This window comes from Clostridium fessum (genome assembly GCF_003024715.1).
In the GTDB taxonomy this organism is placed as follows: domain Bacteria; phylum Bacillota; class Clostridia; order Lachnospirales; family Lachnospiraceae; genus Otoolea; species Otoolea fessa.
On the sequence record NZ_PYLO01000004.1, the window covers coordinates 1 to 14,095 of the forward strand.

Consider the following 14,095-nt stretch of genomic DNA (forward strand, 5'->3'; position numbering starts at 1 on the left):
GCGTAGGATATTTGAGAGGAGCTGCCCTTAGTACGAGAGGACCGGGGTGGACTGGCCTCTGGTGTATCTGTTGAACTATCAAGTTCATGGCAGAGTAGCCAAGCCGGGACGGGATAAACGCTGAAGGCATCTAAGCGTGAAGCCCCCCTCAAGATGAGATATCCCATACGCAAGTAGTAAGACCCCTTGAAGACGACGAGGTAGATAGGGCAGAGGTGGAAGCGTAGTAATACGTGAAGCTGACTGTTACTAATCGGTCGAGGGCTTAACCAAAAGGATATGGTTAAGAATTGGATAGGAAAGAGGAAGTTATTTCCTAAAGGATGGAAGATAGAAAGTAGAAGAAATTCAGTGTGCAGTTTTGAAGGTATATAAAGAAGACCGTTGTACAGAAATGTACGACGGTTTTTTGTGTAATAAGAAATTCCTTGGAATTCCCTATTACACAAAAAGGCACTAACGTGCCAATGATGCGCACTCGCGCGAAGCAGAAACATGTCGCAAGCGACCGCGCTCGGCGTGAGAATGTGCCAAGGTACATTTTTTGCCAAGATTATATGAGTTCTGAACCCGAAATTTAAGGATGCGTCATGCTGCTCATGCAGCGAGAAGACGGTAACATCCGATGAAAAGAATAGATTTTTCGATTTTTTTGAAAAAGTAGTTGACATTTAAAATATAATCGGTTATACTTATCTACGTTGTTGGAAAGCAATATTCCTCGATAGCTCAGTCGGTAGAGCACGCGGCTGTTAACCGCGCTGTCGTAGGTTCGAGTCCTACTCGGGGAGTTTTTTGATCCATATACTTTATGGACCTTTAGCTCAGTTGGTTAGAGCAACCGGCTCATAACCGGTCGGTCCCGGGTTCGAGTCCCCGAAGGTCCACTCTACCCAATATGAGGTAAATAAATAATTTAATATTTGGCCCGGTGGCTCAGCTGGTTAGAGCGCCGCCCTGTCACGGCGGAGGTCGTGGGTTCGAACCCCATCCGGGTCGTTTTGATACGACTGTTATAAATTGGTTCGCGTAAGCGGATTGAGGGACAGAGTATCGTAATGGGGTCTTAGCTCAGCTGGGAGAGCATCTGCCTTACAAGCAGAGGGTCACAGGTTCGAGCCCTGTAGGCCCCATTTCATTGTTGGAAAGTAAGAAGAATTTCTGGTTGTTATATCGATATAATTTGAAATGAATCAACAATAAAAGAAATTCAAAAAAATCTAAAAAACAGTTGACATTCTTCAGAATGAGTTGTATAATATGACTTGTTCGTTAAGAATAAAAAGTATGTGTGTGTAGCTCAGCTGGATAGAGCACTTGGCTACGGACCAAGGTGTCGGGAGTTCGAATCTTCTCACGCACGTCGATTTCTCTGGTTGTCAGAGAGCAAAAAGCATCCTTGTGAGGGTGCTTTTTTTGTATAATAGGGAATTCCAAGGAATTTCCTATTACACAAAAAGGCACTAACGTGCCAATGATGTGCACTTGCGCGAAGATGCAGGTTGTCGCAAGCGACGCGCTCGGCGCGAGAATGTGTTAAGGCAGCAACTGTTCACAGGTAGGAATTTTCTGAACTGAAAATTCCGTACGATACAGTTCTGGCAGCAGATTTTGTCGATTTAGAATGTGCAGTATCGGCAAAATCCCGTTGATGGGCACACGTGTGCGAACCGTAACCCTGAGCACATTCTTTATTCCGTTTACGACAGCCCGGAATTGACTTTTTACCGCATGACCGATATAATAATAGGGCTGTCCCTATCAAGGCAGATAGCTTTGCGGTTTCTATGAAAGACCGCGTGGAGGAATTATGAAAACAGAATATCTGATAAAAATTGGTTCTGTCGCTAAATGGCTGGTGCCGTTTTTTGCAGCGGTGGCGCTGCTGAACGCGTAGGTTTTAAGTGGGCAGAATAAAATAGAAAGGCTGGGAAGAAGCTGGGAGATGCATCACGGATTCTGACACAGCGGAAAGGAGAAGAGATGCAGTTAGTTCAGTTAGATATGAAGCAGATATCGAGCGAGGCAGAGATTTACGACTGCCTGGTCGGTCAGATGAATTTTACCAATGCCGATGAAAAACCGGAATGGATGAATGTGATTGAGATGAACGAGCGGGATCCGTATGAGATGGATACAGAAGAACAGCCGGAGGATCCGGAGTTTAAGAAAATTCTGGAGACACCGGAGAAGACATTGGATGGTCTGGTACAGATGCTGGCTGCCCGCCTGGCAGATGATTACTGCCTGGAAGTAATCCGGGATGAAGCGGCGGATGATGAGAAGAAAGAACTGGAAAAACGTCTGGAACGCGCACTGGAAGATGCGGCGCGCACAATCGATGAAAGAGACGGGAAATTGTATGCAATACTTGAGGATACAAAACCCATGGCATTCTCCGTTATCTGATGAGCCGGAAGAAGGATTGATTCCATGTGAGGTGGTTCGGTCTTCCCGGAAGACGATCGCCATCCAGATCACGGCGGAAGGACGCCTGGTACTCCGGATTCCGAGGAGGGCTTCGGTGCAGGCTGCGATGCGGTTTGCCGAGGAGCACCGCGACTGGATAGAAGTCCATTATAAAGAAGCGGTGGAACGCCAGAGGAACCGGAAAACATATGGAGCGGAAGAAATCCGAAATTTCACAGAAAAGCTGCGCCCGGTGCTCATGCACCGGGTTGCTTTATATGCGGCGTGCATGGGCGTAACCTATGGAAAAATCACAATCCGGAACCAGAAAACGCGTTGGGGAAGCTGCAGCGCAGCTGGAAACCTAAATTTTAACTGGCGGCTGGCACTTTTGCCGGAGGATCTGATGAATTATGTGATTGTCCATGAGCTGGCACACCGGCTGGAAATGAACCATTCCGCGCGTTTCTGGACGCAGGTGGAGAATATACTGCCGGACTGGCGGGAACGGCGCAGGCGGCTTAGGGAGTATGTGATATAGAAAAGAAGCACAGACATAGATGTACTCTCGGAATCTTTCTGTGCTTGATTTTGAGAGATGATTTTTTGTCAGTTGTGCCCAAATTTCTGAGGCGTTGGCGTTGCGTCCGCCTCTGAAATTCGGGTGCGGCTGGCGGAAAATCAGCCACAAAAGCAAGTGCAAAAAAGACTCCGAGAGTACATCTAGATGATAGGAGGAACAAAATGGCAGAAGAAGTCTGGATGCTTCAGACCAAGAAAGCAGATTTTAAGCAGATCGGGGCGCGGTTTCGGATCGATCCGGTTACGGCGCGTATTATCCGGAACCGTGGGATCGAAGGAGAGGCGGCGATCGACCGCTATTTAAATGGCACGCTGGATGATCTGTATGATCCGATGCTGTTAAAAGATATGGAGCGTGCCGTTTCCATCCTGTGCGAGGCTGTGGATACTGGAAAGAAGATACGGATCGTCGGTGATTATGATATTGACGGCGTCTGTTCGACGTACATATTATTGCAGGCATTTGAACGGCTGGGCAGTGATGTAGATTTTGAGATACCGGATCGCATCAAGGATGGCTACGGAATCAATGAATCGATCATCGAACAGGCGCACGCGGACGGCGTGGAGGTGATTCTGACTTGTGACAATGGTATTTCCGCGTTCCATCAGGTGGAGCTGGCGAAGAAATATGGCATGACGGTTGTCATCACGGATCATCATGAGGTGCCCTTAGATGGGGAAAAAGAGAAGATTCCCCCGGCGGATGCGGTGATCGATCCGAAACAGGCAGACTGTCCGTACCCATTTCCGGAGATCTGCGGCGCAGTGGTGGCGTACAAGCTGGTGCAGGTTTTATATGCCCGCCGGGGCGTGCCGCAGATGGAATGGCTGGATTTGCTTGAATTTGCCGCGATTGCGACGGTCGGTGATGTGATGAAGCTGCAGGATGAGAACCGGATTCTGGTAAAATACGGTCTTAAAAAGATGGCGCAGACCAAAAATATAGGGCTTCGCAGGCTGGCGGAGAAAAATAATCTTGATCTGGGGGCGATCACAGCATACCATATCGGATTTGTCATTGGACCGTGCCTGAATGCGGGCGGACGATTAAAAACGGCAAAGGAAGCGCTGGCGCTTCTGCGGGCGCAGAGTGAGGAAGAGGCGGAACGCCTGGCAGAGGAACTTAAGGAATTAAATGATACCCGCAAGGATATGACCGAGCAGGGGACTGAGGCGGCGAAGCTGCAGGTAGAGAGCTGGTACCAGAAGGACAAGGTGCTGGTGGTCTTTCTGCCGGAATGCCATGAATCGCTGGCGGGCATTATTGCAGGGCGCCTGAGGGAATATTATCAGAAGCCGGCGATCGTGCTGACGCGCGGCGAGGAGGCGGTCAAAGGCTCGGGACGTTCCATTGATGAGTACCATATGTTTAAAAAGCTGACAGAGGTCAGCGATCTGCTGCTCAAATTTGGCGGGCATCCGCTGGCAGCCGGGCTTTCGCTGGAAGAGAAGAACATTGACGAGTTCCGGCGCAGACTGAATGAAAATGCGGGGCTGACGGAGGAAGATTTTAAAGCGAAAGTCTGGATCGATGTGCCGATGCCGGTGGGATATGTGACAGAACGACTTGTGAGGGAGCTTTCCTGTCTCGAACCGTTTGGACAGGGTAACGAAAAACCGCTGTTTGCAGAGAAATCACTCCGCATCCGGGCAAGCCGCGTGCTGGGGCGCAACCGGAATGTCGTAAAAATGACGTTGGAAGAGACAGACGGACACGCGATCGAGGCGCTATATTTCGGTGACGGAACGGCGTTTGAGGAAGAGCGCGCCGGACGGCGAGAGATCGACGTCGTGTATTATCCGGACATCAATGAGTACAATGGAAGAAAAACGCTGCAGGCGGTGATCCGCCGTTATAAATTCCGGGGGTAAATGGCATGATAACGAGAAAAGATGTGATGCCGGTCAATTTCCTGAAAAAAGAAAAATTTACCGGAAGTGATACCGGGATGCGCTACCGGATGGAGATGACAAAGCGCGAAGTACCGAAAGAAGACGGCGCAGATGGCGAGACGGTCGAGGAGACAGTCCTGACCGTGACATCGTGGCCGGAACCATATGGATACGACGCAACGCCGGAAGAGGAGAAGACCCGCGAGGAATTTCCATTTTCGGAAGAAGGAATTGTGAGCGGGGTAGAGTGGCTGAACGGGCAGCATGCGCGGTATGTGAAGCCTGAAAAATAGACGGTTGCGTGAACAGAAAGAGTGAAAAAGTAGAATGAGTTGGAAAAAGACATTTTATGAGGGGCTAAAGAGCGGTATCCCCATTGGACTGGGGTATCTGCCGGTCTCCTTTACGTTTGGCTTCCTGGCGGTGTCGGGCGGTCTGCCGGTCTGGGTAGCAGTTTTTATATCGCTGACGAACTTAACGAGCGCCGGACAGTTCGCAGGGACAAACCTGATTCTGGCGGGGGCTGGGTACTTTGAGGTGGCATTGACGACGTTTGTCATCAACCTGCGCTATATGCTGATGTCACTGTCCCTGTCCCAGAAGCTCGATGAAAAGACGGGAACCGGGGCGCGCCTGGCATTGGCATTCGGCATCACGGATGAGACGTTTGTCGTCAGTTCCCTGCATCCGGGCATTTTGAAAGCGTCGTATATGCTGGGACTTATCACGATGCCGATTCTGGGGTGGAATCTTGGAACCTGGCTGGGAGGCGCGATCTCGGCGGTTCTGCCGCAGGCGCTGCAGAATGCGATGGGAATTGCCCTGTACGCGATGTTTATTGCACTGATTCTGCCGGCGGCACGCAAATCGCGGTCGGTGTGCTGCGTCATCATTCTGGCAGTTGTGATGGTGTGCATTTTAAAATATGTTCCGGTTTTTGCCGGTATTTCCTCCGGTTTCCGGGTGATTGTGGTTACGATCGCGGCATCGGCGTTCGGTGCATGGAAATTCCCGCATGATCCGGACGGTAAAGAAGCCGGTCAGGACGAGAGTCAGAAAGAGGGGGCAGAATGATGAATACAGCAGAGGCAGCAGGAGCAGCCGGAACACTCGATATGAAATACGTGCTGACCTGTGTCCTTTTGATGGCACTGGTTACATATATTCCACGTGTTCTTCCGGTTACGATTTTCCGGAAACAGATCCGTTCGAAGTTTATCCGATCTTTCTTAGATTATACGCCGTATGCAGTGCTGGGAGCACTGACATTTCCGGATGTATTTACCTCCACAGGACATCTCTATTCGTCGGTCGGAGGAACGATCGTAGCGGTGATTTTGGGATATAAGGGAAAGAGCCTGGTGGTAGTGGCGATCGCGGCGATTGTGACGGTTTACCTGCTTGAGATGGCAGGCGGAGCCGGTCTTTTGGCGTCGCTTTCATTTTAAGAAAAATTTAAAATGAATATGCGCGAAAGCGCGGGAAATTCATCATAAATAAAAACGAAAGGTGCAGACAAGATGATTACAATGAAGGGAGCCGCTGTTTCGGCAAAGCTGAAAGAGCAGGTGGAAAAAGAGCTGGAAACCCTGACATGGGTGCCAAAACTGACGATTATCCGGGTGGGCGAGAATCCGGATGATATTTCCTATGAGAAAGGCGCGACAAAGAAACTGACTTCGTTCGGGCTTGAGGTGGAATCGAAGGTATTTCCAGGGAATATCTCGGACGAGGCCTTTAAGAAGGAGTTTGCGGCAATCAATGCGGATGCGTCGGTGGACGGTATTTTAATGCTGCGCCCGCTTCCAAAACAGATCAACGAGCAGGATATTGAAAAAATGATCGATCCGGCGAAGGATTTGGACGGTATTTCCCCAGTCAATATCGCAAAGGTGTTCAGCGGCGATACGAGCGGTTTTGCGCCGTGTACGGCGGAGGCAGTGGTATGCATGCTGAAAATGAACGATATCGCGCTTTCTGGCAAACGGGTGGCAGTCGTAGGAAGAAGCATGGTTGTGGGACGTCCGCTTTCGATGCTGCTTCTGCATGAAAATGCGACCGTGACCATCTGTCATTCGAGAACTGCCAACCTGCCGGAGGTATGCCGGGAGGCGGACATTCTGACCGCCTGTGTGGGAAAAGCAGCGATGATCGACCACACCTATGTAAAAAAGGATGCGGTTGTCATTGACGTTGGGATCAATGTAGATGAAAATGGAAAACTCTGCGGCGATGTGGATTTTGCCGATCTGGAAGGAACTGCTTCGGCGGCAACCCCGGTTCCGGGCGGTGTCGGCGGCGTGACGACGGCGGTTCTGGCACGGCATCTGGTGCGCGCGGCATGGATGAAACAGGAAAAAAATAGTAATAAATAAGCGAAAGAAAGTTAAGAGAAAAGCAATACATTTCCTCTCGTTTTCAGGTATAACTATAGTAAGAATGACAGTGTACCAGTTGTTGCTCCGGAAGGTCTGAACCCATTGTGGGGTGGAACTCACGGATGAAACAGAAAAACGGGAGGAATTTTTTTATGAGGAAAATGGGGATGATGCGAAACAGGATGGCATTTCTGCTGGCAGCAGGCACGATGGCAATGGTGTCGGCGGCAGGTCTGGCGGGCTGTGCGTCCGCACCGGCGTCGGTGACAGTGCAGTCGGCGGAAAATACGGGGATCACGGTGACGAGCCAGGAGAAAATCAAGGCGGAGCCGGATATTGCGGAAATTACCTACAGTGTCTATTCACAGGCGGCGGATGCGAGCACCTGCCAGTCGGAGAATCAGACGGATTTGGATGCGGTTCTGGCTCTTTTGAAGGAAAAGGGAATTGCAGATACCTCGGTGCAGACGAGCGGTCTGGGGCTGAATCCGATCTATGACTGGGACAATGGCAAGAAGATCACTGGTTATGAGATGACGACGGAGGTTGTTGTATCGGATGTTGCGATTGAGGATGCAGGGGCGATCATCAGCGATTCGGTTAATGCGGGTATCAATTCGATCGATTCGGTCCAGTACCAGTGCAGCAATTTTGATGAGATTTATCAGGAAGCGCTCAAAAAAGCCATTGAGTCGGCGCGCGTGAAAGCCGAAGCGATGGCGGAGGCAGGCGGCTGCAAGCTGGGAACGATGACGAATGTGCAGGAGTACAGCAGCGGTCAGCAGGCGCGTTATTATGACACTTCTTACAGCAGCGGCATGGCGATGAAGGAAACGGCGATGGAAGATGCGGGTGCAGGCAGAAACCTGATGCCGGGTCAGGTGGATGTTGAGGCAGAGGTTTCGGCTACGTTTTCCATTCAATAGGGATCAGCTGCATGAAAGGTTGTCTGGTTTCGGAGGAAAAATCGGATTTTAAACAGGAAAAGGGAATAAACACAAATTGTATAAACCTTCGCATATCTGGGATACTAACAGTGTGAAATGAATGGTCGGAAACGGCTGCTGTTTCATGAGAATGTAGAACAGAATGCGGAGGTTTATTTTTTATGTGGGGAATGATAACCGCGCTGGTTTCCGGCGCACTCATGAGTATACAGGGCGTGTTTAATTCTGCCGTGATGAAGCAGACCAGCATGTGGGTATCGGCTGGATGGGTGCAGATAAGCGCGTTTGTGGTTTGTCTGGTGATGTGGCTTTTTACGGGGCGCAGCGCGGTATCGGAGCTTTGGCAGATCGAACCGCGGTATATGCTGACCGGCGGCGTGATCGGGGCATTTATCACGTACACGGTCATCAAGAGCTTTGACGCGCTGGGACCGGCAAAATCAGCGCTTCTGATCGTCGTGGCGCAGATCCTGGTGGCGTACCTGATTGAGGTGTTTGGCTGGTTCGGTGTGGAGAAAGCGGGATTTGAGTGGCGCAAGGCGATCGGGGCGGCGGTTGCGATTGCGGGGATTGTGATTTTCAGATGGGAATAAAAATTTTCTGCTTGTGTTTAAAGGGGGTTTTGGTTAGAATAGAATTACGGACAAAACGCGCCTCGGAAAAAGAGGGGTGCAGAAGATGAAACAGACAAATCAAACAGTAAATCGGAAACGATGGATGCGAACAGGGGCAGTCGGCGTGGTATTTTTGGCGGCTGTTTTGTGTTTTGGTGTGCAGAGCCGGCGAGAGAAGCAGACGGTGGTGCTGGAGACGCAGAATAGTTTTTCAAAAGAAGTGGATGATTCGCAGGAAAGCTCCGAACGTCCAGCAAAACGGTCAAACGGCGGGTCAGTGGATGGGGATAATGAAGCAGCAGAGAACGCTGCGCCTGAGGGGCAATCAAAAGAAAATCCCCAAACGCCGGAACCGAGAATCCTATATATCCACGTCTGCGGCGAGGTAGCCGCACCGGGCGTCTATGAGCTTCCGGCGGGCAGCCGTATGTATGAGGCGGTTGAAAAGGCGGGCGGGATGACATCGGAGGCGGCGCAGGAATATGTAAATCTGGCGCAGGCGATCGAGGATGGACAGCAGCTTCGGATTCCGAGCCGGGAAGAGATTCGGAAATATCAGGAAACAGGGAAGGATGTCTCCGGGCTTCTGGGAGCCGGAGGCGCTGCTGGGAATGGCAGCGAGTCAGATTCGCAGAAATCTGGAAGCAGTGCAGCATTGATTAATTTAAACACAGCTTCCAAAGAAGAGTTGATGACTTTAAACGGTATCGGCGCGGCGCGGGCGGAAGCGATTCTTTCTTACCGGGAGCAGAAGGGCGGTTTCCGGACGATTGAGGATATTATGAAGGTGCCTGGCATCAAGAACGCGGCATTTCAGAAGATAAAAGATAAGATTATAGTATAGAGAGATAGAAGCATAGTGGTTGAGGTGGAGAATGGCGAAGGTATTAGTGGTAGATGATGAAAAATTAATAGTAAAAGGAATCCGTTTCAGTCTGGAACAGGATGGATTTGAAGTTGCCTGCGCCTATGACGGGGAGGAAGCGCTTCAGATGGCGAAGGAGACGGAGTATGATATGGTTCTTCTGGACGTGATGCTGCCGAAGCTGAACGGATTTGAAGTCTGCCAGGCAATCCGGGAGTTCTCCGAGATGCCGATCATTATGCTGACCGCAAAAGGCGACGATATGGATAAGATTCTGGGGCTGGAATACGGCGCCGATGATTATATCACAAAGCCATTTAACATTTTGGAAGTAAAGGCGCGCATCAAGGCGATCCTGCGCCGCAACTCCAAGAAATCGAGACAGGAGCCGCAGCAGACAAAGAAAGTCATCGAGGCGGGCGATCTGACGCTGGATTCGGACAGCCGCCGGGTTTTTATCGCTTCCCGCGAGATCAATCTGACCGCGAAGGAATTTGACCTTCTGGAGCTCCTGGTGTGCAATCCGGGCAAGGTTTACAGCCGCGAGGAGCTGCTGCGCTTTGTCTGGGGCAACCGGGCGGCGGCGGGCGGCGATGTCCGCACCGTAGACGTTCATGTGCGGCGGCTGCGCGAGAAGATCGAGCCGAGTCCGAGTGATCCGAAATATGTACATACGAAATGGGGCGTGGGGTATTATTTCCGGATTCGGTAATGTAGAAAAGAACTCAGAAGAGGATGAAAGGGGCGCTGCAGGGGAGTGTGTATCCCGGCAGCTGCTCTTTTTCTTTAGGTGGCAAAGGCAGATGGAGCAGAGAATGAACGAGGAAAACCAAGAACAGGATCAGAAGGATGAAATTGCAGGGAAGCAGGAAGAGCCGGGACAGATAGTTTCAGAAAAAGTGGAGAAGAAACGAGAGAAGAAACGAGAGGAAAAACCAAAGAAAAAGCGTCTCCGCATCCAGGGCGCCGCGTGGAGGCGGCTGGATAACACGGCGAAGCTTTTTGCGGCGGTGTCGGGGGAGGATTTAAGCAGTGTATTCCGGATTTCGGCGGTTCTGAAAGAAAAAGTAGATCCGGAGCTTTTGCAAAGGGCGCTTGTGCGGACACTTCCGGAGTTTGAAAATTTCCGGGTGAAGCTGCGGAAGGGATTTTTCTGGTATTATTTTGAGACGAACAACCGGAATCCGGGCGTGGAAGAAGAACAGAGTGCACCGTGCCGTTTCATTGATCCGCACCGGGGCGCGCGGTTCCCATTCCGTGTGAGCTACTATGGATGCAGGATCAATTTTGAAGTGTTTCACGGGCTGACGGACGGACTGGGGGCGCTGCGGTTTGCTTCACGGCTTACAGAACATTATCTGGAACTGGTGAAAAAATTGCCGGTTGTGGTGCAGGAGCGGGAGTTTTCGCTGCTCCGGGAGGACGATTATCTGCGACATTACCGGAAACTGCCGCATCGGCATTATAACAGCAGACCGGCGATTGCGATTCAGGGGGAATTTCTCCCATTTGATCAGATGGCAGTGCTGCAGGGGACGATTGAGGTGTCGGCACTGAAGACGGAATGCAGGAAGGTGGGTGTCAGCATCACCAAATATCTGGCGGCGGTGCTTCTCTGGGCGATCATCCAGACGGAGACGGATGGGAAAACGCTGAAACGTCCGGTGGCGCTCAATCTTCCGGTGAACCTACGGAGTTTTTTTGAGTCGGAGACGCTGGCAAACTTCTTTGCTGTCGTGAATATTTCGTGGGCGGCGGGAAAGGCGCCGGAGGCATTGGAAGAAGTGATTGCGTCTGTGAGCCGCCAGATGGATGAGCAGATCGTGAAGGAGCGGCTGGAGGAGACGATCTCCTACAATGTGTCGAATGAGAAAAAATGGTATGTGCGGGCTATCCCGCTATTTGTCAAACATCTGGCGATGCAGTTGATTTTTCTGCACACCAGCCGCGCCCACACGATGACATTTTCCAACATCGGACCGGCGCAGGTCCGGGAGGAATTGAAAGATTCGATCGAGGGCTTTCAGCTTCTTGTCGGCGCATCGCCGAAGCAGCGGATGAAATGCGGGGCGGTGGCGTATGACGGAAAATTATGCCTGTCGTTTACGAGTGCGATGGCAGAGAACCGGCTTCCGGAGTTTTTCTTTCACTTTTTGGAGGAAAAGGGCATCCGGGTAGAGCGAGAGAGCAATGGAATCACGGATACGGAGCATGATAAAGGACGTTATCCAGTGATTGCCCAGGATCGAGAGCGCGTGCGCCGTGCGGTGCGGGGATTTTATGTGTCATTGGTGATCGTATCGCTTCTGGCGGGGCTTACGAATCTGGCGACTTATCATCGGATTCCGTTTAAATGGTCGCTTCTGACGGCGGGCGCGGCGGCGTATGTGGCGATGACGCTGCGGTTTTCAGTCATGCGGCATGCGAGCCTGGCAGGAACGCTGGTGCGGCAGTCTCTGGGAATTCAGGCAATTTTGCTTCTGATTGACGCGCTTACAGGGCTTCGGGGGTGGTCGGTGGACTACGCGATCCCATGCGTCGCGCTGTTTGAGGTGGCGGCGGTTCTTCTGATGATGCTAGTCAACCGGATGAACTGGCAGAGCTATTTTATGTATCAGATCACAATTACATTTCTGAGCTTTGTGCCGTTGATTTTCTGGGAAATCGGGTGGACGCATCATCCGCGTCTGACGGTGCTGGCAGCAGGTGTGTCGGTGGCAGCGCTGGCGGCGACGGTGATTCTGGGCGACCGGAGTGTGAAGCGGGAATTGAAGAGGCGGTTTCATGTGTAAATGGCAGGAAAATCGGTCACAGTAAAGGAACGATCTATAAAAATACGAAGATTGAAAATTTGGATGAAAGAAAGGGAAGAAGCATGAGTCGGAAAACAGTCAGCATGATAGGCAATCTGACGCGTGATATGATGAGTGACGTGATGGAGACATCGTTAAAGAAGCCGATCCAGACCGGCGAATTCCGGAAAAATCCGGTCGAACCGGCGTGGAGATGTCCGGCGGAATATATTTATGAGCTGGTAAAAACAGAACAGTTTGTGATGGAATATTTGAAGCCGAAGCAGGCGGTGACGGGGCGCGTCATTTTGCAGCTGCACGGCGGCGGGTATATCGGTCCGATGAAAAATATTTACCGGCGGTTTGCGGTTAAGTATTCACAGATCAGCTTCGGCGCGGATGTTCTGACGCCGGACTACCGGGTGGCGCCGGAGCATCCGTATCCGGCGGCGCTGGAGGATGCGGTGTACGCGTACCGATGGCTTCTGGAAGAGAAGAAATACCAGCCATCCCAGATCGTGGTAGCCGGGGATTCGGCGGGCGGCGGCCTGGCGCTGGCGCTCTGTTTGTATGCGAAAGATCACGGGCTGCCGCTTCCTGCGGGCATTATCACGATGTCGCCGTGGACGGATGTAAGTCTGAGCGGGGCATCGTATGAGGAAAACTATACGATCGATCCACTGTTTGGTAATTCGAAGGAAAATATGTTGTACCAGTGCAGCTACATCGGGAATGCCAATCCGAAAAATCCGTATCTGTCACCGCTGTTTGGAGATTTTGAAGGATTTCCGCCGATGCTGATGCAGGTGGGCGCGTATGAGGTGCTTTTAGATGATACGAGGGCGGCAGCGAAAAAGGCGCGCGCCGAGGGCGTCAAGGTGCGCTGCTCGGTCTATGACGGGATGTTCCATGTATTTCAGATGGGACTCGACCTGATTCCGGAGAGCCGCGAGGCATGGGAAGAGGTCGCGGAATATCTGCGGATCATCTACCGGATTCATCGGGAACCGGAGGGAACGGTCGTGAAAAAGGTAAAAACGAGACGCAAAGAGACGGAAGACCGGGCGCGGCTGAATCTGTTGGCATTTTTAAAACGGGAGCTTAAAAAGTGAAGATTACGTTAGTGACAGTAGGAAAAATTAAGGAAAAATATCTGGAGGCGGCGATCGCGGAGTACAGCAAGCGGCTGGGGCGTTACTGCCGTCTGGAGATCGTGCAGGTGGCGGATGAAAAAACGCCGGATAAGGCGAGTGAGCTGCAGGAAGCGCAGATCCGCGACAAGGAAGGCGAGCGGATTCTGGCGCATATCAAGGAGGACGCGTATGTGATTGCACTTGCGATCGATGGAAAGCAGCGTTCCTCGGAGGAGATGGCGGCATGGATGGAAGATCTGGGCGTGCGAGGTGAGAGCCATCTGCAGTTTATCATCGGAGGTTCGCTGGGGTTGTCGCAGGCGGTGTTAAACCGTGCGGACACGAAGATCAGCTTTTCGCGCCTGACCTTTCCACACCAGCTGATGCGCGTGATTTTGCTGGAACAGATTTACCGGAGTTTCCGGATTATAAAAGGAGAACCGTATCATAAGTAGACATAATGCATGATGGATGATTAA

At 51.4% G+C, this 14,095-nt stretch carries 14 protein-coding genes, 5 tRNA genes and 1 rRNA gene; all 20 read left to right on the top strand.

Annotated elements, in window-relative coordinates; genetic code table 11:
• A 23S ribosomal RNA gene (locus C7U56_RS11280) occupies positions 1 to 273 on the top strand; the annotation flags it as partial.
• Between the two features lie 445 nt (positions 274 to 718).
• A tRNA-Asn gene (locus C7U56_RS11285) sits at positions 719 to 791 on the top strand.
• A gap of 22 nt (positions 792 to 813) precedes the next feature.
• Positions 814 to 887, top strand: a tRNA-Ile gene (locus C7U56_RS11290).
• Between the two features lie 38 nt (positions 888 to 925).
• Positions 926 to 999: transfer RNA gene (locus C7U56_RS11295), tRNA-Asp, on the top strand.
• 61 nt (positions 1,000 to 1,060) lie between these two features.
• Positions 1,061 to 1,133 (top strand) — tRNA-Val (locus C7U56_RS11300).
• A 156-nt stretch (positions 1,134 to 1,289) separates the two neighbouring features.
• Positions 1,290 to 1,363: transfer RNA gene (locus tag C7U56_RS11305), tRNA-Arg, on the top strand.
• Positions 1,364 to 1,983: 620 nt separating this feature from the next.
• The gene (locus C7U56_RS11310) at positions 1,984 to 2,409 is read left to right on the top strand and encodes a hypothetical protein (protein WP_022358685.1); all 426 of its coding nucleotides are present in this window, start codon (positions 1,984 to 1,986) and stop codon (positions 2,407 to 2,409) included.
• 16 nt (positions 2,410 to 2,425) lie between these two features.
• Complete coding sequence (locus tag C7U56_RS11315; RefSeq protein ID WP_233430259.1) at positions 2,426 to 2,950, top strand: M48 family metallopeptidase; 525 nt, start codon at positions 2,426 to 2,428, stop codon at positions 2,948 to 2,950.
• A gap of 203 nt (positions 2,951 to 3,153) precedes the next feature.
• Positions 3,154 to 4,866 carry a single-stranded-DNA-specific exonuclease RecJ gene (gene recJ, locus C7U56_RS11320; protein WP_107001308.1) on the top strand — a complete coding sequence of 571 codons (1,713 nt, stop codon included), beginning with the start codon at positions 3,154 to 3,156 and terminating at the stop codon, positions 4,864 to 4,866.
• A 5-nt stretch (positions 4,867 to 4,871) separates the two neighbouring features.
• Positions 4,872 to 5,180 (top strand): hypothetical protein, encoded by a 309-nt coding sequence (locus tag C7U56_RS11325; protein WP_107001309.1) that lies wholly within the window; start codon positions 4,872 to 4,874, stop codon positions 5,178 to 5,180.
• A 34-nt stretch (positions 5,181 to 5,214) separates the two neighbouring features.
• Positions 5,215 to 5,961 carry an AzlC family ABC transporter permease gene (locus tag C7U56_RS11330; protein WP_107001310.1) on the top strand — a complete coding sequence of 249 codons (747 nt, stop codon included), beginning with the start codon at positions 5,215 to 5,217 and terminating at the stop codon, positions 5,959 to 5,961.
• 41 nt (positions 5,962 to 6,002) lie between these two features.
• On the top strand, positions 6,003 to 6,335 hold the full coding sequence (locus C7U56_RS11335; RefSeq protein ID WP_107001498.1) for an AzlD domain-containing protein: 333 nt from the start codon (positions 6,003 to 6,005) through the stop codon (positions 6,333 to 6,335).
• A gap of 72 nt (positions 6,336 to 6,407) precedes the next feature.
• A complete protein-coding gene (locus C7U56_RS11340; protein ID WP_107001311.1) occupies positions 6,408 to 7,262 on the top strand; it encodes a bifunctional 5,10-methylenetetrahydrofolate dehydrogenase/5,10-methenyltetrahydrofolate cyclohydrolase in 855 nt (284 codons plus the stop codon).
• A gap of 155 nt (positions 7,263 to 7,417) precedes the next feature.
• The gene (locus tag C7U56_RS11345) at positions 7,418 to 8,191 is read left to right on the top strand and encodes an SIMPL domain-containing protein (protein ID WP_233430260.1); all 774 of its coding nucleotides are present in this window, start codon (positions 7,418 to 7,420) and stop codon (positions 8,189 to 8,191) included.
• A gap of 182 nt (positions 8,192 to 8,373) precedes the next feature.
• Positions 8,374 to 8,805, top strand: coding sequence for a DMT family transporter (locus C7U56_RS11350; RefSeq protein ID WP_107001312.1), 432 nt, complete (start codon positions 8,374 to 8,376; stop codon positions 8,803 to 8,805).
• An 85-nt stretch (positions 8,806 to 8,890) separates the two neighbouring features.
• Positions 8,891 to 9,670 (top strand): helix-hairpin-helix domain-containing protein, encoded by a 780-nt coding sequence (locus C7U56_RS11355; protein ID WP_107001313.1) that lies wholly within the window; start codon positions 8,891 to 8,893, stop codon positions 9,668 to 9,670.
• A gap of 31 nt (positions 9,671 to 9,701) precedes the next feature.
• Complete coding sequence (locus C7U56_RS11360) at positions 9,702 to 10,403, top strand: response regulator transcription factor (RefSeq protein WP_022359279.1); 702 nt, start codon at positions 9,702 to 9,704, stop codon at positions 10,401 to 10,403.
• Between the two features lie 91 nt (positions 10,404 to 10,494).
• Positions 10,495 to 12,483 (top strand): DUF6320 domain-containing protein, encoded by a 1,989-nt coding sequence (locus C7U56_RS11365; protein ID WP_233430261.1) that lies wholly within the window; start codon positions 10,495 to 10,497, stop codon positions 12,481 to 12,483.
• A gap of 83 nt (positions 12,484 to 12,566) precedes the next feature.
• A complete protein-coding gene (locus C7U56_RS11370) occupies positions 12,567 to 13,595 on the top strand; it encodes an alpha/beta hydrolase (protein ID WP_107001314.1) in 1,029 nt (342 codons plus the stop codon).
• On the top strand, positions 13,592 to 14,071 hold the full coding sequence (gene rlmH / locus C7U56_RS11375) for a 23S rRNA (pseudouridine(1915)-N(3))-methyltransferase RlmH (RefSeq protein WP_022359275.1): 480 nt from the start codon (positions 13,592 to 13,594) through the stop codon (positions 14,069 to 14,071). Before C7U56_RS11370 ends, rlmH begins: the two co-directional genes overlap by 4 nt.
• The last annotated feature ends 24 nt before the right edge of the window (positions 14,072 to 14,095 follow it).

Excerpts from the sequence above, each read along its gene's own strand:
- C7U56_RS11310 (WP_022358685.1), top strand. The coding sequence starts at position 1,984 with ATGCAGTTAGTTCAGTTAGATATGAAGCAGATATCGAGCGAGGCAGAG.
- recJ (WP_107001308.1), top strand. The coding sequence starts at position 3,154 with ATGGCAGAAGAAGTCTGGATGCTTCAGACCAAGAAAGCAGATTTTAAG.
- C7U56_RS11325 (WP_107001309.1), top strand. The coding sequence starts at position 4,872 with ATGATAACGAGAAAAGATGTGATGCCGGTCAATTTCCTGAAAAAAGAA.
- C7U56_RS11330 (WP_107001310.1), top strand. The coding sequence starts at position 5,215 with ATGAGTTGGAAAAAGACATTTTATGAGGGGCTAAAGAGCGGTATCCCC.
- C7U56_RS11335 (WP_107001498.1), top strand. The coding sequence starts at position 6,003 with ATGAAATACGTGCTGACCTGTGTCCTTTTGATGGCACTGGTTACATAT.
- C7U56_RS11340 (WP_107001311.1), top strand. The coding sequence starts at position 6,408 with ATGATTACAATGAAGGGAGCCGCTGTTTCGGCAAAGCTGAAAGAGCAG.
- C7U56_RS11345 (WP_233430260.1), top strand. The coding sequence starts at position 7,418 with ATGAGGAAAATGGGGATGATGCGAAACAGGATGGCATTTCTGCTGGCA.
- C7U56_RS11350 (WP_107001312.1), top strand. The coding sequence starts at position 8,374 with ATGTGGGGAATGATAACCGCGCTGGTTTCCGGCGCACTCATGAGTATA.
- C7U56_RS11355 (WP_107001313.1), top strand. The coding sequence starts at position 8,891 with ATGAAACAGACAAATCAAACAGTAAATCGGAAACGATGGATGCGAACA.
- C7U56_RS11360 (WP_022359279.1), top strand. The coding sequence starts at position 9,702 with ATGGCGAAGGTATTAGTGGTAGATGATGAAAAATTAATAGTAAAAGGA.
- C7U56_RS11365 (WP_233430261.1), top strand. The coding sequence starts at position 10,495 with ATGGAGCAGAGAATGAACGAGGAAAACCAAGAACAGGATCAGAAGGAT.
- C7U56_RS11370 (WP_107001314.1), top strand. The coding sequence starts at position 12,567 with ATGAGTCGGAAAACAGTCAGCATGATAGGCAATCTGACGCGTGATATG.